At 70.2% G+C, this 21,037-nt stretch carries 18 protein-coding genes; 8 read left to right on the top strand and 10 right to left on the bottom strand.

Going from position 1 to position 21,037, the window contains the following annotated elements; genetic code table 11:
• The first annotated feature begins 9 nt into the window (after positions 1-9).
• Positions 10-522: a hypothetical protein gene (locus ACZ49J_RS43745; protein ID WP_467456881.1), complete on the top strand. Its 513-nt coding sequence runs from the start codon at positions 10-12 to the stop codon at positions 520-522.
• A gap of 54 nt (positions 523-576) precedes the next feature.
• Here ACZ49J_RS43745 and ACZ49J_RS43740 read toward each other — a convergent pair whose 3' ends face one another.
• A complete protein-coding gene (locus ACZ49J_RS43740) occupies positions 577-768 on the bottom strand; it encodes a DUF397 domain-containing protein (protein WP_467456880.1) in 192 nt (63 codons plus the stop codon).
• Positions 765-1,652, bottom strand: a complete 888-nt coding sequence (locus tag ACZ49J_RS43735) for a helix-turn-helix domain-containing protein (protein WP_467456879.1) — start codon at positions 1,650-1,652, stop codon at positions 765-767. Before ACZ49J_RS43735 ends, ACZ49J_RS43740 begins: the two co-directional genes overlap by 4 nt.
• A gap of 156 nt (positions 1,653-1,808) precedes the next feature.
• On the opposite strand from ACZ49J_RS43735, the gene ACZ49J_RS43730 reads away from it, so the two are divergent.
• Complete coding sequence (locus ACZ49J_RS43730) at positions 1,809-2,306, top strand: ATP-binding protein (RefSeq protein ID WP_467456878.1); 498 nt, start codon at positions 1,809-1,811, stop codon at positions 2,304-2,306.
• Here the strand turns inward: ACZ49J_RS43730 and ACZ49J_RS43725 are convergent.
• Entirely contained in the window at positions 2,303-3,409 is a 1,107-nt protein-coding gene (locus ACZ49J_RS43725; RefSeq protein WP_467456877.1) for a hypothetical protein, read from the bottom strand. The genes ACZ49J_RS43730 and ACZ49J_RS43725 overlap by 4 nt on opposite strands.
• A gap of 467 nt (positions 3,410-3,876) precedes the next feature.
• Between ACZ49J_RS43725 and ACZ49J_RS43720 the strand changes: the two genes are divergently transcribed.
• Both ACZ49J_RS43720 and ACZ49J_RS43715 read left to right on the top strand, forming a co-directional pair.
• On the top strand, positions 3,877-4,119 hold the full coding sequence (locus tag ACZ49J_RS43720; protein ID WP_126395757.1) for a type II toxin-antitoxin system VapB family antitoxin: 243 nt from the start codon (positions 3,877-3,879) through the stop codon (positions 4,117-4,119).
• Positions 4,119-4,538 carry a PIN domain nuclease gene (locus tag ACZ49J_RS43715; RefSeq protein WP_126395756.1) on the top strand — a complete coding sequence of 140 codons (420 nt, stop codon included), beginning with the start codon at positions 4,119-4,121 and terminating at the stop codon, positions 4,536-4,538. The genes ACZ49J_RS43720 and ACZ49J_RS43715 overlap by 1 nt, the downstream gene beginning before the upstream one ends.
• Positions 4,539-4,650: 112 nt before the next feature.
• Here the strand turns inward: ACZ49J_RS43715 and ACZ49J_RS43710 are convergent, their stop codons facing one another.
• The gene (locus tag ACZ49J_RS43710; protein WP_467456874.1) at positions 4,651-4,794 is read right to left on the bottom strand and encodes a hypothetical protein; all 144 of its coding nucleotides are present in this window, start codon (positions 4,792-4,794) and stop codon (positions 4,651-4,653) included.
• Positions 4,795-4,842: 48 nt separating this feature from the next.
• Between ACZ49J_RS43710 and ACZ49J_RS43705 the strand changes: the two genes are divergently transcribed.
• The 4 genes from ACZ49J_RS43705 to ACZ49J_RS43690 all read left to right on the top strand — a co-directional run bounded on the left by ACZ49J_RS43705 (position 4,843) and on the right by ACZ49J_RS43690 (position 9,987).
• Positions 4,843-6,504, top strand: a complete 1,662-nt coding sequence (locus ACZ49J_RS43705; RefSeq protein ID WP_467456873.1) for a hypothetical protein — start codon at positions 4,843-4,845, stop codon at positions 6,502-6,504.
• Positions 6,501-6,785 (top strand): hypothetical protein, encoded by a 285-nt coding sequence (locus tag ACZ49J_RS43700; RefSeq protein WP_467456871.1) that lies wholly within the window; start codon positions 6,501-6,503, stop codon positions 6,783-6,785. Before ACZ49J_RS43705 ends, ACZ49J_RS43700 begins: the two co-directional genes overlap by 4 nt.
• Positions 6,782-7,417: a nucleotide exchange factor GrpE gene (locus ACZ49J_RS43695; protein ID WP_467456870.1), complete on the top strand. Its 636-nt coding sequence runs from the start codon at positions 6,782-6,784 to the stop codon at positions 7,415-7,417. The genes ACZ49J_RS43700 and ACZ49J_RS43695 overlap by 4 nt, the downstream gene beginning before the upstream one ends.
• 68 nt (positions 7,418-7,485) lie before the next feature.
• Positions 7,486-9,987, top strand: coding sequence for an Hsp70 family protein (locus ACZ49J_RS43690; RefSeq protein ID WP_467456869.1), 2,502 nt, complete (start codon positions 7,486-7,488; stop codon positions 9,985-9,987).
• Positions 9,988-10,151: 164 nt separating this feature from the next.
• On the opposite strand, the gene ACZ49J_RS43685 is transcribed toward ACZ49J_RS43690, so the two are convergent.
• The 6 genes from ACZ49J_RS43685 to ACZ49J_RS43660 form a co-directional block, all read right to left on the bottom strand.
• Positions 10,152-11,939 (bottom strand): hypothetical protein, encoded by a 1,788-nt coding sequence (locus ACZ49J_RS43685; RefSeq protein WP_467456868.1) that lies wholly within the window; start codon positions 11,937-11,939, stop codon positions 10,152-10,154.
• 160 nt (positions 11,940-12,099) lie between these two features.
• On the bottom strand, positions 12,100-13,404 hold the full coding sequence (locus ACZ49J_RS43680; RefSeq protein WP_467456867.1) for a hypothetical protein: 1,305 nt from the start codon (positions 13,402-13,404) through the stop codon (positions 12,100-12,102).
• A gap of 45 nt (positions 13,405-13,449) precedes the next feature.
• Positions 13,450-14,562, bottom strand: a complete 1,113-nt coding sequence (locus tag ACZ49J_RS43675; protein ID WP_467456866.1) for a DEAD/DEAH box helicase — start codon at positions 14,560-14,562, stop codon at positions 13,450-13,452.
• A gap of 5 nt (positions 14,563-14,567) precedes the next feature.
• Complete coding sequence (gene drmB, locus ACZ49J_RS43670; protein WP_467456865.1) at positions 14,568-16,451, bottom strand: DrmB family protein; 1,884 nt, start codon at positions 16,449-16,451, stop codon at positions 14,568-14,570.
• The gene (locus ACZ49J_RS43665; RefSeq protein WP_467456863.1) at positions 16,448-19,597 is read right to left on the bottom strand and encodes a helicase-related protein; all 3,150 of its coding nucleotides are present in this window, start codon (positions 19,595-19,597) and stop codon (positions 16,448-16,450) included. Before ACZ49J_RS43665 ends, drmB begins: the two co-directional genes overlap by 4 nt.
• Before the next feature lie 51 nt (positions 19,598-19,648).
• A complete protein-coding gene (locus ACZ49J_RS43660; RefSeq protein WP_467456862.1) occupies positions 19,649-20,851 on the bottom strand; it encodes a sigma-70 family RNA polymerase sigma factor in 1,203 nt (400 codons plus the stop codon).
• Between the last annotated feature and the right edge of the window lie 186 nt (positions 20,852-21,037).

Raw genomic sequence — 21,037 nt, 5'->3', positions numbered from 1 at the left:
GGAACACCTGTGGTGCGTCGAAGCCAAAGCAGCAATCCCCGCGCCGTCGTCGTCTTGACGGGCGGCGCCGACTGGCCTGGCCGTGCTGCTCGCGAGCAACGTTCGACCAGTACCGAGCTCCAGCTGCCCGAGGGGGAGGCGGAGAAGATCAAGGCGCTACGCCGCACAATCAAGGCGCTACGCAAAGCGGTCAACGCCAAGCGCAGCACAGCGGCACGCTACCTTTTCCGTCGGGCCCGTGCCCTCGTCAATGCACTCCCCGCCCACAAGACCAAGCAAGAACGCGAACAACTCACCGTCCTGCGGGAGAAGTTCAATGCGCAGGGCAAGCCAGTGGTCTCCAACACCAACAAGTCGAAGGCAGCTGCACGCTCCCACGGCAAGAAGCCCGCCCCGAAGAAGTCCACGGCGAAAAACGCCGTGCAGAAGCCGAAGCCCGCGCCCGTTCGCGACCTCAGTGACCGTTTCATCAACCGCGCGGCCCTCGGTTACGCCCCTGCGGACAAGCCCAAGGATTCCTGAGCACGGCGAAAGCGTGCCGTCCACCGCTCAGCGGACGACACGCCCTCCAGTCGCTTAGCGCTCCGACGCGAACCGTACGAACTGCCCCCAGCCTGCACGGCCCACGGCGAAGGCCGGGCGGGTCACGTCCTTGGAGTCCCGTACGTGGACGACCTGTTCGGCGATCGCGACCTCCACACAGTCGTCGCCCTGGCTGCCGCTGTAGCTGGACTTGAACCAGGCGAGTTCCGTCACACTGCCGCTCATAGCTCTCCTCGGAGTCGCTCCAGCAAGGCCCGGGATTCGTCGGGGCTCAGGGCCTGCGAGCGCAGTGTTTCATAGCGCTGGCAGAGCAGGCTCACCTCTTTCCGGTCGGCGATCAACCGGCCGTTTTCCTGCCCTTCGGAGTATCCGAGCCGCTGCCCCGCAGGAGTCTCCAAGATCCGCACTGGACCGTCCAGGCACGGGTGCAGCCCCGCCTCCAGTGGCACCACTTGAAGCATCACATTGCGCGGAGCACTCCGCTCCAGGACATGGTCGAACAGCTCCCGCATCGCCTCCGCGTCACCGAACCGCCGCCGGAACACGTGCTCCTCCACGATGAAGCTGAACGGCACCTTCGGCCGCTCCCGCATCATCGCCTGCCGCTCCATCCGCGCGGCGAGCAGAGCCTCCAACTCCTCATCCGTCGGCAGCGGGATCGTGCCCTCGAACACCGCCCGCGCATACGCCTCCGACTGCAACAACCCCGGCACCAGCCGGCACTCGTACGTGCACAGACTCACCGCCTCCCGCTCCAGCCGCGCCCACCGCCGGAACCACGCCGCGAGGCCCGCCTCACCCCGGGTGAGATGACGCGCGGCCTTCCGCAGCGCGCCCGTACTGCCGGTCGCCTCCTCCCCACGCTCCACAAACGCCTCGTCCGGCATCCGGCGACCCAACTCCACGGACGCCACCGTGTGCTTGGAGTACCGCACGATGTCGGCGAACTCACTCCGGCTGAGCCCCGCGTGTTCCCGTAGGGCCTGGACGACCGCGCCGAACGTACGCAGACTGTCCGACGGATGGGGTTCGCGCTCCCAGTCCCCCGCCGACACCGTCCGGTCGTCCACGCCCACGCTCGTGGCCGCCCCGCCTTCGACGATATCCATCCGCCGCCCCTCTCTCCAGCCGCTCGGGCCCGCACACGTTCGGCACACAGCGTGACGGGGCGGCGCGCGTACTGTCCACTCAATGTGCTCGTACGCTGACTCCGCGTACGCGGTCCGGAGCTCGCACCGGCCCTTCACGGACGCCACGCTGGCGTCATGAACCAACCCGCTCCCCAACTCACCACCTCCCCGCACACCTTCACGCAGCTGCTCTCCTCCACCCGGCGCGGCGCTCGGCTCGCCCGGCTGCTCGCCGTGAGCCAACTCCAGTCCTGGGGCGTCCCGCAGGACCTCACGGAGCGTGCCGAAATCGTCGTCGCGGAGCTCGCGGCAAACGCCGCGCTGCACGGCCGTCTGCCCGGTCGGAGTTTTCGGCTTACCCTCGTCCTCGCCCCACGGGCCGACCACCTCCGCGTGGAGGTCACCGACGCGCGCGGGGACCTCTACCCGCAGATCGTGATGTGCGCCGACGCACCCGATGCGCTCCGCCCCGGCGGACGCGGCCTGTCACTCGTCGCCGCCCTCGCCGACCATTGGGACTGCGTCCCCTACCCACCCGCCGGCAAGACCGTCCGGGCAGTGCTCTCGACGCGAGGGGAGGCGCCTGCCGTCACCCGCGGAGCGTCCGGCGCTGATCGATTCCCGGAGGGCTAGAAGAGGTCGACCGAGGTGCCCTGCCTGAGGTTCTCCAGGACCGAGCGCAGCCACGGGCTGCGAACCGCGGGCAGCCGAACCAGGGTGTGCTGGAACGTTCCCCGGTCGGCCCGGAACAGCTGGTCGGGGAGCAGCGGAAGCGGGTCGTCGCGGAGGACGTCCTGGGGTATGCGGCCTGACGCGGTGACCGGCAAGTACGGCTGGGGACAGACCAGCCACAGCCACACCCCCAGCGGCAGGGGCACCAGGTAGGCCGACGCGGTCGGGCCGGCTGGGGCCCAGGTGTGACCCGTCTGGGGATGGACCGGTACGAGGAGGATGTCGGCGCCGGCATCCGGGGAGGGTTGTCCGGGTCCGGCCAGGATGGCACGCCGCTTCGGGGTGCCTGCGGGCAGCAGGGCGTCGAGCGTGCGTTGGAACACGTCCGCGGTCAGACCGCCCGGGACCTGCACCGGCTGTCCTTGGGAGGCGACCAGCAGGTGGGCGAGCGCGTGACCGGCTGCCGCCTCCCACCGCGGACTCCACGACCAGTAGTGGTTCGTCCCCGACCGTCCTCCCCACGTGGCGATCGGCTCGAACGGCGGCGTCTTCTCCCCCTTCTCCGCCAGCTCCGCCCAGGAGAGGGGCGCGGCGTGGACACCGTCGACGGGGACGCGGTGCACGGCGTCCGGGCTGAGTCGCACCGCCTGCCAGAGCGAGCAGTCGTCGATCCTGGTCGCCACGGGGAGGTCGCATGTCTCGCAGGCCATGTTGGGCCCGTCGGCCCCGTCGAGGCCACAGCAGGCACCGCCGCGCTTCTCAGGAATCAGCCGGGTTCCACGGATGTCACCGGGCGAGATGACGCTCTCCCCGGGCGTACCGTCGGAAAGGGCGTGGACCGGCGCGCAGATGCCGCGTGCCTCCGCCTCCCCCGGATCGATCTCGTCCCACATCCGCCAGGGCCCTCCCCATGGGTCCGGGTCCACGGCGAACGTCCCTGATCGCATGAGCACCGGAAGCTGGGCCCCGTTCCCGTACGTCTGACGGGCGTGGACCGGCAGTGAGACCTGGGACAGCGGAGTGGTCAACTCGGCGCCGCACCCCGCACACACGAAAACGAACAAATGCCCTCCACCTGGGAATCAGACGCATCTTCGCAGCTCGCCGACAGCCGGCCGACACCCGGGACGCGCACGCCGCCTCGGACGCCGCTGAGAGCCGGGAGGATCAGGCGACCCCACCGGGCGCAGCCAGTCGCCTACCAGCCGGGTCCAGTCGATGGGTCAAGATCGTGATGCGCCACGAGGAAACGGCGGGCCGGAGGCTTCATATCGACGGCACCCGCCGCCCGGCTGCTGCGCCGCCCGGCTGCTGCGAGGCGGCCTCGACGGCGCGGCCGAAGCCCCGAACAGGTGTGGGTCGTACCGCGCGACCAGTGCTCTCGACATCATGAGGACGACTGTCCGCTTCCCACACGGAGCGCCCACGCACCACGCCTGCACGACGTGGACACCTACCCGAAATGACATCTATTATGACCGAAGAGAGATATCGTTTCACTGGCAGAATCTCTTGAGAAGGGACCACCCGCATGGCCAGAACCGTCATCGACCTCGACGAGGACATGGTCGCCGAAGCCATGCGCATCTTCGGGACCAAAACGAAGGCAAAGGCCGTCCGCCTCGCCATGGAAGACGCCGTCAAGAGGCACCTGCGACAGGAGGGCTTCGACGCCATGGACGCCGGCGAGTTCGACTTCAGCGAGATCGTCGAGAACACCGGCCCCCGCAACGCAGACGGCTCCCTCAAGCGCGACGGAGGCCGAGCCGCCTGATGCAGGACCGCTATCTGATCGACAAGTCGGCCCTCGCCCGCTGGACGAAGCCGAGCGTCAAGGAGGTACTCAAGCCTCTGCACGAGCGCTATCTCCTCGCCGTATGCCGCCCCACCGAGTTCGAGATGATCCACTCCGCGCGGGACAGCTCGGAAGCAACACGTATCAGCACCTGGCTCCACGCCTTCGACTACCTCGGAACAGACGACGACGCCTTCACTCGCGCTCTTGAGATCCAGCGCCACGCCCTCAACGCGGGCTTCCACCGCGCCCTGTCCCTACCCGACCTGCTGATCGCCGCCACAGCGGAACTGAACCAGCGAACAGTCCTCCACTACGACGGGGACTTCGACATGATCGCCTCCCTCACCGGCCAGCCCACCGAATGGGTCGTCCCACCCGGCAGTGCCGACCGGTGAGGAAGCCCGGGACCATCGAGCCACTGGGCACGCAGAAACCAGCCATCCCACCCGTTAGTGCGTTGACGTCGCCAACACGCTTATCTACGGTGACGGTTGATGCGCAAGGGGCTCAGGGGGGCAGCACACCGTGCAGGTCGACGACACCGGTGAACCCGGAGGAGCCGTCACGGCCGGCCGCCTGCTCGACACTGCTGAACGCGCCTTCTTGCGCGCAGAGTTTGGCGTCGTACGACCGCTTCTGCAGCGTTTCCAAGCCGAGTTCGGCACACCCGACGCCGACGACGCGACGGTACGGTACGCCGTGCTCCGCGCCGCCCTGGCCGCCCGGGTCGGGAACTGGCCGGAGGCGGTCCGGCGGTGTCCGGACAGTGACCTGGACATGGCGGCGACAGGGGTCGTACACGCCCTCGCGGTGGGGGCCCTCCGCCGGCTGAGCGAAGAGGGCGGGCGGCACACCGACTTCGGCACGGCAGCGCTCGCGATCGTACTGTGGGCGCATCTCCTCGACGAGGACGACCCGGGTGACTTCCGCGCCCTGCTCACCGAGCGGCGCGGCGCTCCCGTGCCCGACGATGTCTGGGAGGGTGCCCACAGTCATCTGCTCGGGCGCATCACCGACCTGCTGCGCGCCCTGGACGTCCGGGCCGGCCGGGACGTCCTCGCGGCTTGGGAGACGGCCTGGGAGACCGAGCGTGCCGTTCTCGCGGTCCCCCTCTCGGACGCCGGGCCCGACGGCCTGATTCCACTCGAAGAAGCTGCCCGGCATCTCGTGAGCCACGACCGCGGCGAGGCTCTCCTCGACGCCTACACCGCACGCCACCCCGACCCCGCCACCTGGACCGCGGACTCCCCTGACCACCGCGCGTGCGCCGACGTTCTCGCCCAGGCCCTCGCGGAACGGGGCCAGGGCCGGGTGCGGGCCAAGAAATGGAGCGAGGCGCTCGCGGACTTCAGCACGGCGGTGCGGCTCGGGCACCCCCTCGGCCCCGGGGATCGGGCGGCCGTCCTGCGCGCGGGGAAGAACGTCGGGCGGAGCCGCACCGGGCGCGACTACTCCTACGTCACACGCATCCAGGGCCTGGAGATGGCGCTTGCGCTGCTGCCCGAGGATGGCTCGCTGGCCGCCGAGCTCACCGCCGAACTGGTGCGGCGGGGGCAGAAGGTCTTGGGCAGCGATCCTCGGGAGAGTAGGAACCGCTTCGCGCGTGCCCTGGTCGTGTCGCCCGATGACAGGGACGCCAGGTCCGGCCTCGACGAGCATCTGAGGGCGGACCTGCGCCGGGCACTCGACGGGGCGGAGCCTCGGGAGAAGATCCACGCAGAGGCGGTACGGGACCTGCTGCGGCGCGATCCGGGCTGTGCACCGGCCCGGACGTGGCTGAGAGACCGTAATGCCGAGTGGGCCGTGGCCGCCGCGTCCGGCGGGCATATGGCAGCGGCGCGGTCCGCAGTGCGCCGCGTGCTTCAGTACGACGGCGGCCAGGGCCCGTTCGGAGAGGAGCTTGTCAGCAGCGTGCTCGTCGACCTCTTGGTCGACGAAGTCTGGTTCGCCGAAGCCGAAGGTACTCGCGCCGGATGGGAACGCCGGGTCGAACTGCTGAGCACGGCCGTCGGTATCGCGGACCCGGCCCGTGACCACATCAGGGAGGAGTACGAGGCGGCAGTGCTCGGCCTCGCCGAGTACCTCGAAGCCACGGCGTCGCCGTCCGACGTCATCGAGCTGTTCCTGCGGGACCTGATGCGCACCGGTGTCAGTGCCCGCTTCGACCAGACCGTGAAAGCGGCCTATCTGCGCCGCGCCCGGACGCGCGAGCAGGAAGGCGACCTTGGCGGAGCGCAGCGCGACCGCGCGTGCGCGAAACAGATCGGCACTGAACTGCCGGATCAGGGCCTGCTGTTCGGCCCCCCTCCCCGGATCCGCCGACGCCACCCCCACGACTTCGGACAGGAAACTCTCTTTTGAACGTCGCCAAGCCCGCCTCGGGAGCCGAGGGCGCCGAAGCGCCACAGATTCCCTGGTTCGGTCCCACGCTGCACGAACTCGTCCCGGACGCCGCGCCGGGCACCCGGCCCCCCGTTCTCCGCAGGCAGGTGGGACAGGCCCTCACAGCGGCCCGGCAGGACCCGGTCAGGCGGGAGCTCATCCGCCGGGCCGACCACGCCTCCCGCGGCGCCGTCGGCTCCCTCGTCGCCGAAATGCTCACCCCGCCCCTGCCCCGCCACGACCCCGAGGAACTTCCGTGAACGGTCCCGACCCGGCCGCTCCCACCGGCCCGCCGTCCGAACTCGACAAACTGCGGCGCCGGGTCGAGGCGCTGTCCCGCAAACGCGACGAGGCCGAGTCCCGGCTGCAAGCTCTGCTGAGCTCCCTGCTGCCGCTGGACGACCTGCTCGTCGACACGCGCCGCCGGACCGGCGCCCTGCACGAGGCGCGATCCGCCCGCGAGGCGACCTCTGCAGCCGTCGCGCTGAGTGAGCAGATCGACGCGGCACACCTGATGCTGCGCGGTGAGTTCGCCCGGCACGACGTCAGGCCGATGGAAGCGGTGGGCAGGGCCGTCGATCCGGCGGAGATGCGGGTCGTCGGGACGGAAGCTCATCCGTCCGCCCCGGACGGCACGGTGCTGAGGGAGAGGGGCACCGGCTTCCGCCTGGGCGCGTCCATCCTGCGCCCCGCACAGGTGGTCGTCGCGGTGCCGGGCCCCGCACCGGAGTCCGAGCCGGTTCCGGCAGCCGGGGACGGCCCGGATCCGGCGGCGTCCGAGGTGCCTCCGGCAGGCGGCAGGCGGGCGCAGCCACGTCGTACCACTCGCTCCCAGCGCAAGCTCCCGCGCAAGCCCTCGGCCGGGCGGAGACGTCGCTCCCGTCGCAGCTGACCCGGCGGCCGCGCCGTCCCGCTCCCGTCCTACGCAGGACGCCCACGACGATCAGGAAGCAACCTTCCATGCACCGGACTCTCGGCATCGACCTCGGCACCACCAACTCCGTCACGGCCTGGCTGAACGACGGCGTCCCCGTCGTCCTGCCCAACCGGCACGGTGATCAGGCGACCCCCTCGGCCCTCGGCCTCGACTCCCACGGTTCTCTGCTGGTTGGGCAGGAAGCCCTCAACTGGCTTGTCACCGACCCCAGTTCCGTGATCACTGAGGTCAAGCGGCTGATCGGACGGCGCTGGGACGACGAACTCGTGCAGCAGGCGCTGAAGGCACGGCCCCACGATGCGCCGCCCGTCCGGGTGAGCGTTGACGGATCGGTGGAGATCCGGCTCGGCGAGCACTACCTCTCCCCGGTGCAGGTCTCTGCCATCCTGCTGCGCCGGCTGAAGGAGGACGCGGAGAGCACCGCGGGGGTGCCGTTCCGGCGTGCGGTGATCACGGTGCCGGCGTACTTCGCCGAGCCGCAGAGGCATGCGGTGCGTGAGGCAGGGCGACTGGCCGGTTTCCACGTGGCGCGCATCGTGGAGGAACCGACCGCCGCCGCGCACGCCTTCGGCGTCAGGTCGGGCGAGAACGGAACCGCGGACTACGCCACCGTGCTCGTCTTCGACCTGGGTGGCGGCACCTTCGACGTGTCGCTGCTGACGATCGGTCCGGGCTACTTCTCGGTGAGTGAACTGGGTGGGGACAACCTCCTCGGCGGCGCAGACTTCGACGCGCTGCTCGACGGCCACCTGCGCGAGCAGCTCGACGGACGCGACCACAGCGGCGAAGGAGACGCCTCCCGCATCCGGGCCGCCGCCGAGCGCGCGAAGGTCGAACTGTCCGCGCGGGACGTCTCCGAAGTGACCCTCGCTCCACTCGGCCGCCAGGGCGGATCCTGGTCCGGAGCGGTGCGGCGCACGGTCTTCGAAGGGCTCCTCACCGAGCACCTGCGCCGGATGCGGAAGACGGTCGAGTCGGTGCTGAAGGAGGGCGAGGCATTGCCGGAGGACGTCCAGCGCGTCCTCCTCGTCGGCGGCTCCACCCTCATCCCGGCCGTCCGACGCGACCTGGAGGACCTCTTCGGAAAGGAAACGGTGGCGCACACGGTCGATCCCATGATGGCCGTCGCCCACGGTGCCGCCGTGGAGGCCGGCCTCCTCAACACTCTCGACTGCCCCGCCGAAACCTGCACCGTCGAAGGCATTCCCGTCACCGCCGACGCCTGCCCGAGCTGTGCCACCCCGCTGCTCGGCACTGCCACCGTGGACTGCCCGAGCTGCCACGTCCCCGCCCCCGAACTCACCACCGCCTGCCCCGTGTGCGCCACGGACCTGTCCGGACTGCGCGCGACCGCTCCGACGGCCAACCGCACGGAGTGCCCGGAATGCGGCCGGGCCGACAACCCCGCCTCCTCGACCGTGTGCCTCGACTGCGACGCGCCGCTGGACACGGGCGGCCTGAAGTGTCCCGGCTGCGGGATGGTCAACGCCGCCGGGCTCAGCGCCTGCTCGCTCTGCGGCAGCGACTTCGGCACCGCACCCGCCGAACAGGTCACGGCACAGCACCTCGGACTCGAGCTTGAGGACGGCACGGTGGAGCTCCTCATTCCCAGCGGTACGCCCTACCCCACCGAATGGCATCCGGTGGACGACCTCGTGGTGCGCGGCGGCAACGGCAGATCGGTGCGGTTCCAGGTCTGGGAGGGGCCGCACCGCAACTCGGCTCAGCGCAACGAGTTCTGCGGCGGCTTCGTCGACGAGTACACCGACGGACTCCAGGGAGGCGTACCGCTCACCCTTCTGGCACGGCTCGACTCCGACCGGACCGTCGAACTGAAGTACCGCATCGGCTCCGGCGACTGGCGCGGTGCCCGGCTGCGGCGCAGCATGGTCTCCACCGCCGTCGGCCGGAAGGCGGCCGAACTCCACGACCGCTACACGGAGTTCCTGCACAACTGGGGCCAGGAAGCCACCCCCGCCGAGCGGGACGCCCTCACCGAGGTCATGGCAGATCTGGCGGTCCTCAGCAAGGGGGAGGCAGTGGGCCGTTCCCTGGACGGACTGCTGGACTCGGCCCGCGAGACCCTGGAGACGTGCGCACAGGCCCGAAGTGTCTTCGCCCGGGCGACAATCGCCGCACGGGGTGGACGTGGACTGCTGCCACCGCCGCTCCTGGAGGACCTGCGGAAAGCCGCCGAGGCGGTCATGGACGCGCGCAGGGCCATGGACGCCGATGCGATGCCTGCTGCGACGGAACGGGCCGAGGAACTCCTGACCGCACTCGACCCGGCGGTCCGCTCCTCGCTCCTCACCATCCGCCTCGCCGAACAGGACGCCTACCCGGCAACCCTCCGCAAGGAGGTCCTGGCCGCCCGCGACGCCCTGCGTGACGCCGTGGAACGCGGCGACCAGGCCGCCCAGGACACCCAGCTCGTACGCCTGGGGCGGCTCGCCGAACAGGGCCGTGGCGAGTTCGCGGAGGTGAGCACGCCCTCCACCGGGAGCGTACTGCCGTCGAAGCGGTGACAGGCTGCCGGATCCGGAGATCAGTGAGGAAAGCACCGGTCACCTCTACATCGGGCGGGCCGTCGCCCACGGGCTGAATCGGCAGGTGCAGAGGTGCGCTGCGCTCCACAGCCAAGGAGCGCCTGCCGCCGACTCGACAAACCCACTCGGGCTGAGCAAGGCGCTCAGTTCGTACGAGTGTTTGACAAATGCGGCCCTACGTAGCCGACTATCACCTTGCCCGTGGCGCCCGCTGTGTCGTCATAGAAGTGAACGCGAGGCGCGATCCTCCCCTTGTTGTCGATCTTTATGTGGGCTTCCATGAACACCTTGCCCGAGGTGTCGACTTCCGCCGGTACAGGGAGCATTCGCTGCTGCCGGAACTTCTTGTCGTTGCGCACGGAGTCGGACTCCACCATGGCCACACGCGTCGCCGGATAGGTACGCACGCCCTGTGGGGAAGCCTCGCAGAAATCCCGAAAGGTTCCGTCGAATCCCTGCTCGCTGGCGCTGCTCGACCCGTAGGAATCCAGCGCCAGCAGCGCGTCCCACACCTTCGACGCCCAGGTCGAGCTCTTCATGTCGTCGTCGAGGTCCTCCGCCTTGCTCTTGTCGTAGGTCAGAACAAGATGCTTCATCCGCTCGTGCACGCGTTCGTTCAGTTCGGCGAAGGACATCGGCACCGGTTCTTCCACGGGAGGTGTGTAGGCGTCCTCGGCCCGGCCCGCCTTCACCAGCCGCTGCTGCAGAACCGCCACTTGGTGGCGCAGGGCGGACAGCTCCGCCTGGGTGGCATCGTGGTCGGCGATTTCGTATTCGTAGCGGTCGGTCGCATCCCGCAGCTGCTCATCGAGCGCGCGCCTGCCGCGCTCCGCCAGGTCCCGGGCACTGGCAGCCTCGCTCAGCTCTTCCAGCGCTTTGTCGATCGTCTCGTTCGCCGTGCTCAGCTGAGCGCGCAGGGAGCCGACGGTCTCATTCCCCAAGGACTCAGCCGTCTGGGACCGCGCCGCGCGCAGGCCCTTGAGGACCTCCTCGATGCCTGGAAACGCGGGCTCGGCGAGCAGGGCCGGCTGCGGTGTGGTGGCAGCGTGCTGGCGCGGGTACCTGGAGATCCGGATGTCCGCGTTGCGGAAGGTCGGATCGCTGAGCCGCCGGTACGTCAGCAGGCGGTGCCGCCGACCGTCTTCGGCGGAGCCGAGGGCGACGTCCGGAAGATACGTGCGTATCTGGCCGGGGAACACGTCGTGCCGGTCTCCGGCCGCGTCGCGGAAGGCGGGGACGGCCTCCCGTTCCAGCCGGAACACTGAGGCGATTCCGACCAGATTCCTGGCGACCCTGGTCAGCAGTCCCTCCCAGGCCGGATCGTCGTTGGACGGCTCCGCCGCGAGGACCAGTGGCAGGTGTCGCGTGGGATCGGTGAAGGCGGACATGAGCCGGCCGACCGAGTCGGGGCCGATCCGGTGAGGTGTCGTGGAGAGCCGAATCGTCCCATCCGGCACCGTGAAGTGATCGAGAATCTCACGGACAAGCCGAGGAGGGACCGGTGTGGACTGCCGTCTGCCCGGGCTGGGGTAGTGCTCCAGGTCGACACCGACGTACGCCGCTGTCGACTCACGGTCGACAGCGGACGTGAGCGTCGTCTGCCAGGTCCCCTCCTGCTTGTCCTCCTTGCTCTCCCGTAGACGAAGCCGCAGCGCGGTCTGGTGGCCGTCGGTGTCGTAGGAGTCGGTCACGGTGAGGGTGTAGGTGTCCGTGAGCCGATGGACGCCCGAGGAGAGCTGCGTCGCCAGGTCCTTACTCTCCAACCAGGAGGTGAAGCACGAGCGGAACCCGGCGAACATCTGCTCCTGCTCGTCCTCAGGGATCTGTAGTACCGCCCGGTAGACCAGCGGGTTCTCAGCACGCGGCTCGTCTCGGACGAACCCGCCCCGGCCCCATCGCGGAGCCTGCGGCGCGGGCTTGCGGCTGGGCATCACTAATGGAGTGGGTCTCACTGCTGACCTCCTGCTTGATCGACGAATGGGAGCGATACCCCGCACACCAGTGATTCGCGAGCCTGAGAGAGCCACAACCACCTTCGAGGTTTCCGGCAGCCCCGCACCGCTCACCGAGTGAGTGCGAGCGCGACAACCCCTACACGGGCAGCGCGGGGAACACGGTCACAGAGCCGTCCTTGTCGCGGGCGATCTCGATCGCCACGTCTGTCGTACGGCTGTTGACCGTGACGCCGTCGCCCAGCCGGTGGATGCGGTGGGCCGCGCTCATGAGGCGATCGACGTCACCTGTCGTGAAGACGGGGCGCTTTTTCGGACGGCCCAGTTCCAGTGCCGACAGGCGTACCAGGACACCGGCGATGCCCGACTCCAGGTCGTCGAGGCGCTGCTGATCGCGCTTGAGTGCGCGGGTGAAGTTCTCGAAGAGGTTGCCGGGTTCACTCTGGGCGTGCTCGACGGCCTGGAGGACCACGACCCGCCGCATCAGCGCGATGGCCAGGGAAGCGAGTTCGAGGTGGGTGCGGAACGCGCCGCCATGGTCCTCAACGCCGGGGAACGACTCGGTCAGCGTGCCGAGTTCGACGGCCTCGCCCTCGGGCAGTCTGTCGAGCGCACTCTGCCATCGGGACAGGCGGAGGTCCGCTTTGCTCAGCGCCGTGTCGATGGTGTGCACCGCCGAGTCGAGTCCCAGTGAGACACCGAGCTTGCCCTGGTCGAGCAGGATGGCCGTGGCCTTGTCGATGGCGGCACGGCAGGCGTTGAGCGCACTGTGCTCGTCGTCGAGCTTGTCCTGCTGAAGCTGCTCCAGCAGTTCCGTGATGTGTTCGATGGCCTGCTGGCGCTTCCGGTCGGCGTGCGCGCTCACCCCCACCGCCACGGCCATGAGCACGAGCGGAGCGGCCACGGTGAGCGCCGTGCCGCCGGCGGCCACGACGCCGGCGGTCGCACCGGCCCCGCCGGCCGTGCCCGCCGCTGCCGCTCCTCCGACCGGCACGAACGTCGCATTGGCGGCGATGCCCTTTGAGTTCATGAGTGCGCTGTGGATACCACCGGCCGCCGCCTTGGACGGCATCGAACGAACGAGGCCCTGCCCGAACTGGGCGGCGACCTTCGCCGGGACCACCATGCGATACAGATTCTCGCCGGAAGCGGTCGCTCTGGCCGCCGTGAGGGAGCTTCGCGTCGATTGCGTGATGAACTGTGACAGGTGCTGCGCCAGTGGGCTCGCGGCGTCGAGCGGGATGCCATGGCCGCGGTCGATCTTGTCGGGCAGCGGATGCACCTCAAGTGTGGTGATCGGCTCGTCGGCCAGGACGGCGAGCACTCCGCGCAGTTCAGCCAGGCGCTCAGCCGTCATCGACTCGCCCGCGGTCAACCCTGGTACCCGGACGTCAGCGGTCGCCAGCGTCCACACGGGCACGGTCGTCTTGCGGTCGTCAGTCATCGTCTCCCCTTGTCTTCCAACATGCTCGTAGCCTCAGTCGCGCCATCACCGCATGTGCACCCACCCGTGCAGCCCCTCCAGATGCCGCGGCAGGCGACTCCCCTGCCAACCCACCACCAGCCGCTGCCGCGCGCGGGTGATCATGACGTAGTACGCCATGCGCAGGGTCGCCGCCGTGGGGTCGGTGGCGGAGTCGGACTCCGCGTCGGCGATGACGACGGTGTCGAAGTCGAGGCCCTTGGCGCTGGCGCGGTGGACGAGGACGACGCCGGAGCGGGCCAGGTCGAGGTCGCGATAGCGGCCGGACGAAGCCTCCGAGCTGTAGAGCTGGGGTTCGTGGGCGAGGCCGGCGCGTTCCAGGCGGCGCATCAGGTCGGCCGCCGTGCGCAGGGAGTTGACGATGACGCCGATACGGTCCCGCGGGTGCCGGGCCGCCAGGCCGGCGATGTCGTCGGCGAGGTCCTTGATGCCGGAATAGTGGCGGACTGTGGGCAGCGTGCCACTGCGGAAGGGGATCTCTGGGCGGGTACCCCCCGTGCGGAAGTGCTCCGCGAGGGAGGCGATCTCGCGGCTGTTGCGGTGGTTCCCGGCGATCTCGAACCGTGTCGTGGAGCGGCCGAGGGCGTCGGTGATCTCGGTGAGGGTGGAGTTCGTTTCCGTGAGGCGCTGGCACTCGTCGGCGAAGACCGTCACGGAGGTGGCGGCGAGGCGGGCCATCCGGTAGAAGCCCGGCGACAGGTCCTGGCCCTCGTCGACGACGAGGTGAGGGGTGGCCGCCTCGTTCTCGCCGAGGGCGGCGGCAGCCTGCTGGGTGAGGGCCGCCCAGTCGAACCAGCCGTCCTGGGTGCGCGGTGCGCCGTATCCGAAGTGGCGCAGAACCCAGCCATGGACGGTGGCGGCCTCGACCGGTGTGCCGGGGACCGTGAGGCCCTGGAGCATGCCGTCCAGGAGCTGGCGCAGCAGGTTGGAGCGCGACAGCAGCAGGGTGGGGCGGCCGGTGAGGGCGAGGTGGACGGCGCGGTGTGCGGCGAGCAGGCTCTTGCCGCTGCCGGGCGGGCCGCTGACGACGTGGTTGCCGGTCAGCGGCAGGGCGTCCAGGCAGTCGCGCTGGGCCGGGGTGAGGTCGGGGTGGAGCACGGGGGTGTTCGCGGTGGTCATGGATGTCACCCCTGGGCGATGGCGGCGGCGGACTCGCGGCTCGCGGTGAGGACGTCGGTGAAGTAGCCGGGCACGCGGGCGGAGCCGACGACCAGGGCGCGGTCGAGGAGGGTGTTGCCGGTCTGGCAGCTGGTCTCGGGCAGCAGGGTGCAGGCGTGGCAGGCGGCCCGGTTGAGATTGCCGAAGCCCTGGCCGGTGTGCTCGGCGCACAGCGGGTCGGCGGAGCACCAGGCGGCGGCTTCCAGCATCCGGATGAGCGTCTCGGCGAAGTTCGGTGCCTCGCCCTGCCGGACCAGGCCGCCGAGGGTGCCTTCCGCGTCACCGGCGGCCGTGTAGATGAGCAGTCCGTGCTGGCCGTACTCAGGGCGGCCGTAGACGCGTTCGCGCAGGCTGGCGGTGGTGTAGCCGGAGTCGAAGGAGAGCTGGCGGATGAGGAGGTGGGCGACGGTGTGCAGGAGCAGGAAGCGGGGCGAGAGTTCACTGCCGGTCGTCTCGGCGAGCTGTTCGTCGCGGAACGACGCGTCGAGGTCCGTACGGATACCGTGGACGTGGGCCCGTACGCGGGGGTCGTTCTCCCAGGCAGTGAGGCGTTCTTCGTCGAGGGTGAGGACGATGCCCTCGCCGTAGACCTCGGTCGCGGGCAGCCAGCGCAGACGGCCGCTGGTGTCGGCGGGTACGAGGGTGCCGCCCGGGGAGTGGCGGCGGAAGCCGGTCAGCGCCCGCACCTCGCGCAGGCGGTCGGCCAGGACGGTACCGCCGATATGCGCGTCGAGGGTGGCCCAGGGCTCCTCCTTCTCGCCGTCTAGGCCGAGTCCGCCGCGGCGGACTGCGAACTCCGCGGTGGGTTCCGGGAGTTGTACGGCGTCGAAGGCGTACCACTCGTCGCGGCTCAGGTCGACCTTTCCGGACTTGCCGGACTCCTGCCGGCCGGGGGGAGGCGGCGTGGGGGCACCTGTGGCCTCCGCGACGAGCTGGTCGATGAGGCTTTCCGGGGCGTCGGTGTCCTCCTTGATCATGCCGCGGAAGGTGTCGGCCCTGGACGTGCCGAGGGCGTCGAGCAGGAGCGGCCAGTAGCCGTGGTCCAGGACGGCCTCCGCCATGTTCCGCTCCGCACGCGGTGCTTCGGCGGTCTGCGGGATGTCGAGGGCCGAGTAGACGACCGGGTAGTAGACGTTTCCGGCGGTGCGCTGCACGTTGTGCACCTGCTGGCCGCAGGAGACCCTCGCGTCCCAGTGCTGCCAGGGGTTGCGGCCGGAACAGCGTCCGCCCTGGGGGCCGAGGACGTCGAGCAGGTCACGTTCGGCGCCGCAGGGCTTGCCGCCCTCCCTGATCGCTTCACAGCGCACCGAGAGCGCTTCGAGACCGGAGGCGCGGTCGGCGACGCGGAAGCTGAGCCGGCGTGCCTTCCAGGCTTGCTTCGACTCTGAGCACGCCTGCCGTAGTTCGGGCGCGAGCTTGGAGTGGGTCCAGTACCACCAGTCGACGTCGTCGAGGTGTCCGTCCGGGCAGATGCGGACGAACCGCATCGGGGTGAGGCGGGGTGCTGCGGCGCAGGACGTGCAGACGGGCGGCTCACCCGGCTTCTCGTTCTCGCGCAGAAAGCGGACCATGGCCCGGCAGGAGCCGCAGAACAGCCAGCCGGGGAAGCGAACATAGGGGACGCCGGGGCGGTCGGCCTTGTCGTAGCGGTCGTTGAGGGTGTGGGGTGCGGCGAAGAACCCCTTGACGCCGAGGCGGGTGGCGAGCCGGTCGGACGGGACGGGGGTCTTGAGGTCCGGCCACCTCTCGATACCGGCGGCGACGAAGGACTCGCCCTGGACGTCGAGTACCGCGCCCACGCCGAACGGCAGCACGGTCTGCGCCTGGCGGACCCGGAGTTTGCGCTTCACTTTCCTGCTCCCGTCACGGTGATCTGGCACTCGCGGTCCACGCTGCGCATCGAGTTGAGGGTCTCCCACAGGCCGTAACGCTGCTCGAAGCCCTTGAGCAGGTTGTGCTGGCCCTTGCCCTGGCTGCGGTAGTAGAGGTCCTTGCCCTCGGTGGCGGCGGTGTCGGCCTGCCGGTACCAGTCGTCCAGGAGGTAACCGAGTTCCGCTCGCACGTCGGCGCGCACGGCGTCGGCGTCGACTCCCGTGGCGCCGCGCTCGGCGGTCGCGGCACGCTCGGCGAGGGTGTCGGCGATCCGCCCTGCCTCTTCCTTGTGGTCGGTGATCCGTCCGGCGCGGTTCTCGGCGGCCAGGCCGAGCCGGTGGCGGACCAGGATGACGAGCGCGGCGTGCAGGGCGCGGCGCCGCGCGGGCAGGGACCAGGGGGTGACGCTGGCGGGTTCCACGTAGCGGTAGAGCGCCCGGTGGTAGTCCATGAAGGTCTCGTAGTGGGACCGATCGCGCGGGCGCGTGGCGTTGAAGTAGGTGACGACGAGTCCGGGCACGTGGTGGCGGCCGACGCGGCTGGTGGCCTGGATGTACTCGGCGGTGGTCTTGGGCTGGCCCTGCATGAGCATGTACGCGAGCCGCTTCACGTCGACGCCGACGGAGAGCATGTTGGTGCACGGCAGGAACGACACCGACCGGGGGTCCGTCCAGGGCTTTTCGAGGCGGTCGAGGAGGATGGGCTGATCGGCGCGCTTCACGCTGCTGTCGAGTTGCTGCACCTGCTCACCGACCAGCTCGCGCGTGCCCGCACCCTCGTCGAGGCCGCGGAGCTGGGCGGGAATGTCGTCGCCGGCCGCGGTGACGGTACGGCCGAGTTCGCGCAGGCTGTGGTGGTAGGCGACGAGTGTCCAGTAGTCGTCGCGGTGTTCCTCGGGAAGCTGGTGGACGCCCTGGAGCATGGCCGCCGTGGTGGCGACGGCGCCGCGGCCCGCGGTGTGGCCCTGCGCCATGACGCCGAGGTAGAGGCGGCCGGGACTGCCGGTGTCGGGGACGGCGAAGAAGCTGTCGCGGGCGTCGAGTCCGGACGGCGGGAAGAGCTGGACGTCCTGGTGGTGCAGGGCTCGGACCTGTTCGGCGGAGCGCCGGATGGTGGCCGTAGCGGCGACGATCTTGGGTGGGCGGCCGTCCGGGCCGGTGCACAGTTCCAGGATGGCCGCCTCGTAGAGACCGACCGTGGTGCCGAGCGGTCCGGTGAGCAGGTGCAGCTCGTCCTGGATGATCAAGGACGGGGGCCGGTGGCCGGTGCCCGCGCCGAAGAGGCTGCCGGAGTCCGACTCCCAGGCGAGCCGGGCAAACTTGTCGACGGTGCCCAGGACGAAGGTGGGCGGATCCTCGTAGAGGTGCTGGTCGACGACGGCGACGGGCAGGAGGTCGTGGAAAGCGCACTCGTCACGGGTGCAGTGGAAGGCGAACTCGTCCGCCTCGGCACGGACTCCGTAGTCGGAGCGGACGCTGGACCAGGTGGGCGGCAGGATGCGGGTGCCGCACCACGGGCAGCGGTCGAGAATGAAGACGTCCTCGGGGTGGCTGGCCGCGCGCTGCTCGTCGAAGGCGACCTTGGCCGCCTCGAACTTGTTCGGGGTGGTGGTGTCGCCGACCCACAGGCCGATGGTGATGGGTTCGCCACCGAGGCCGAGTCCGGGTTCGGTGCGGCGAAGGTGCTCCAGGGCGCAGATCGTGGTGGCGGCACGCTGGAACTGCTGGGTGGTGAGCAGACTGAGGGTGTAGCGGCTGAGCACGGTGGTCCCGCCGCCTTCGCCGCGGAGCCGGCGCAGGGCGATGGTGAAGGCGGCCAGGAGCAGATACGCCTCGGTCTTGCCGCCACCGGTGGGGAACCAGATCAGGTCGGTGGTCTCGCGGTCGCGGTGTCCGGGGTCGGCGACGCCGTCGAGGGCGAGGAGGAAGAAGGCGAGCTGGAACGGGCGCCAGCCGGCCTTGGGGTCGACGGGCGGGTCGAGGGCCACGGTGTCGGAGCGGCGCCATCTCTGCCCGGCCTGGTCGGGGGCGGAGTGCCGCATCTGGAGCAGCATGGCGCGCTGGGCGATGCGGAAGGCGTCGAGGAGTTCGGGGCGGTCGGGGTCGCACAGGGTACGCACGCCTGCCTCGATGCGGGTGACCGCCTGGCGGACGCGGTCGAGGATCCGCTCCGCGGCTTCCTGGCCCCAGGGCGGCACCTCGACGGATCGCTGGCCCACGTACCAGGCGTGGTACGAGGCGGAGAACTCGGCGAGCTCCTCGCGGAGTTGGTCCCTGCCGACGGCCGGGTCGGCCAAGTGGGAGATGGTGAGCGCGGGGGCGTCGAGCGGGCCGCCGGCCCGGACGGCGGGCACCTCGGCGCGCGGCAGGGCTTCGCAAGTGAGGAGTTCGACACCGCCGTCCTGGCCGTGGTCCTCGCGGACGGCGCAGCCGTGGCCGACGGCATGGGTGACGACGTGCCGGTACTGAAGGCGCAGTTCGCGTTCCTCGGGATCGCGACTGGCGAGCCGGACGCTGGGATACGGCAGCACGGCGCCATCGGCGGGCCGGACGCTGAGCCGGCACTGGAACAGCATGTCGTCCCAGTCCGGCGCCTTGTCGTCGGCAGGGTGGTGGTGCTTTTCGTTGACCAGGGCCACGGTGATGAGGGTGCCCGCGCCGTAGGAGCGGCGAGTCAGCTGGATCTTCGCGCGGCGGTCGAAGACGGGCACCTCCTCCCGGTCGGGGCCGATGGTGTGTGTCTCGGGCGTGAGGGGGACGCGCTGCCAGCGCCGGCCGCGCCCGGGTTCGTTGCGCTGCGTCTCGTAGCGGGCGGCGGCACAGCTGACCTCGACGTCCACGGCATCGGTGTAGAAGCTGATGCCGAGGGACGCGGGCAGCCAGCTGTTGGTCTCGGGCACGGGGTCGGCGGCCGGGGCCACGTCGGGGGCGTCCTGCTCGGCGCCGGGTGCCTCGGGGTCGTCGGCGGCGAGGTCGAGCCGACGCCGGCGGTCCGCCTGTTGCGGGTAGAGCGTGCCCATGAGGTACTGCCGGTCCGGCGGTGCGTCGAGCACTTCGTCGTCACCGCCGACGGGGCCGACGAGCTGGCGGGTGAGGTAGTCGACCAGCTCCTGGCGCGAGTCCATGTGCGGGTTCCTTCGAATGAGGGGAGTTGAGAGGGGCGTGCGCCGTCGACTTCAGCGAGGCCGCGGCATCAGCCCATGACGGTCCAGCTGGCCGCGGAACTTCCACTTGGCCTTCGACTGGATCTGGCGGATGCGCTCACGGGTGACGCCGAAGACAGCCCCGATGTCCTCCAGCGTGTCCGGCTCGTCACCGTCGAGTCCATTACGCCGGATGACGACATGCCGTTCGCGCTCGGTGAGGTGCTCCAGAACGTGCCGCAGGCGTGCCAGGAACTCCTTGCGGACCACCACGTCGGCAGGGCCGGGCAGTCGGCTCGGCCCGGTGATCAGGTCACCGATGGCCGTGTCATCCCCGATGATCCGGTCCAGGGAGTCGGTGGGCCGGCTGATTCTGCGCACCTCTTCCACTTCGGTGAAGGTGAGGCCGCTGACGTACGCCACGTTGTCGACGGTTCTGGGGCGGCCTTCGTTCAGGAGCTTGCGCTCGGCGACGGCGACCTTGCTGACCCTTTCGTGGATGTACACGGGCAGTCGGATCAGGGTGCCTTCGTCGGCGATGGCTCTCGTGATGGCCTGCTTGATCCACCAGGTCGCGTACGTCGAGAACTTGAAGCCCTTGGTGGCGTCGAACCTGCGCACCGCGCGCAGGAGTCCGATGGTTCCGTGCTGGACGAGATCGTCGGCGTCCAGTCCGCGTCCCTGGTAGCCGAGCGCGATCTTCCAGACGAGCCGCTGGTTGTGCAGGACGAGGCATTCGTATGCGCGCCACCGCTCGCCGTCGCGGGGCAAGGCGGCGATCTCCTCGACCGGAACGTCGCGGCCAAGGCGGTCGCTACGGCTGAGGCGGTCTTCACCACCGCGCAGGAGTACAGCAAGGCCGACCTCCTCTTCCGCCTTGAGCAGCACCTTGGCCCTGCCTCGCCGCCACCGGTCCGCCTCCAGCACCGCCCGGGCAGCGAGCACGGCCTCGGCCAGTCGCGGGGCAGTGGCGGAAACAGCGGAGCGGGCGGGCTTCTTGCCGGCCGGCGCCTTCGCGGGTGCGGCGCTCGGCGTCGCAGCGGATACGGGCGCCGCGGGCCGGGTGCTACCGGCCGTCACCGCCCGGACGGACATACCGGGCGGGCGGGGACGGGTGATCGGGAAGTCGGCGGTCAACTCGCGCCCCTCGGAGGGGCTCAGCCCGTGGAGCCGTACGACACCGTCGTGGGCGAGCTTGCTGACGGTGCCGTCGGCGTCGGCGTAGCGGGACAGCATCCGCCGGGCCTGGGCCAGGCGTCGGGCCGCTTCGCTGGGGACCGACCCTGGGTCAGGGACGGTTTTCACCCGCGTTCCCGGCGGCGGCACGGGCCCGGCGGCTTGCGCGTCCGGCACAGCGACAAGTGCCGCGGCGGAGGTCCGCCCCGGTTTCCGGCGCGACGGCTTCACGTGAAGACCGACAGC

The organism is Streptomyces sp. NPDC030840 (assembly GCF_055572015.1).
Note: the sequence above shows the minus strand (reverse complement) of the source record. Positions and strands in the feature narration are given on the sequence as shown.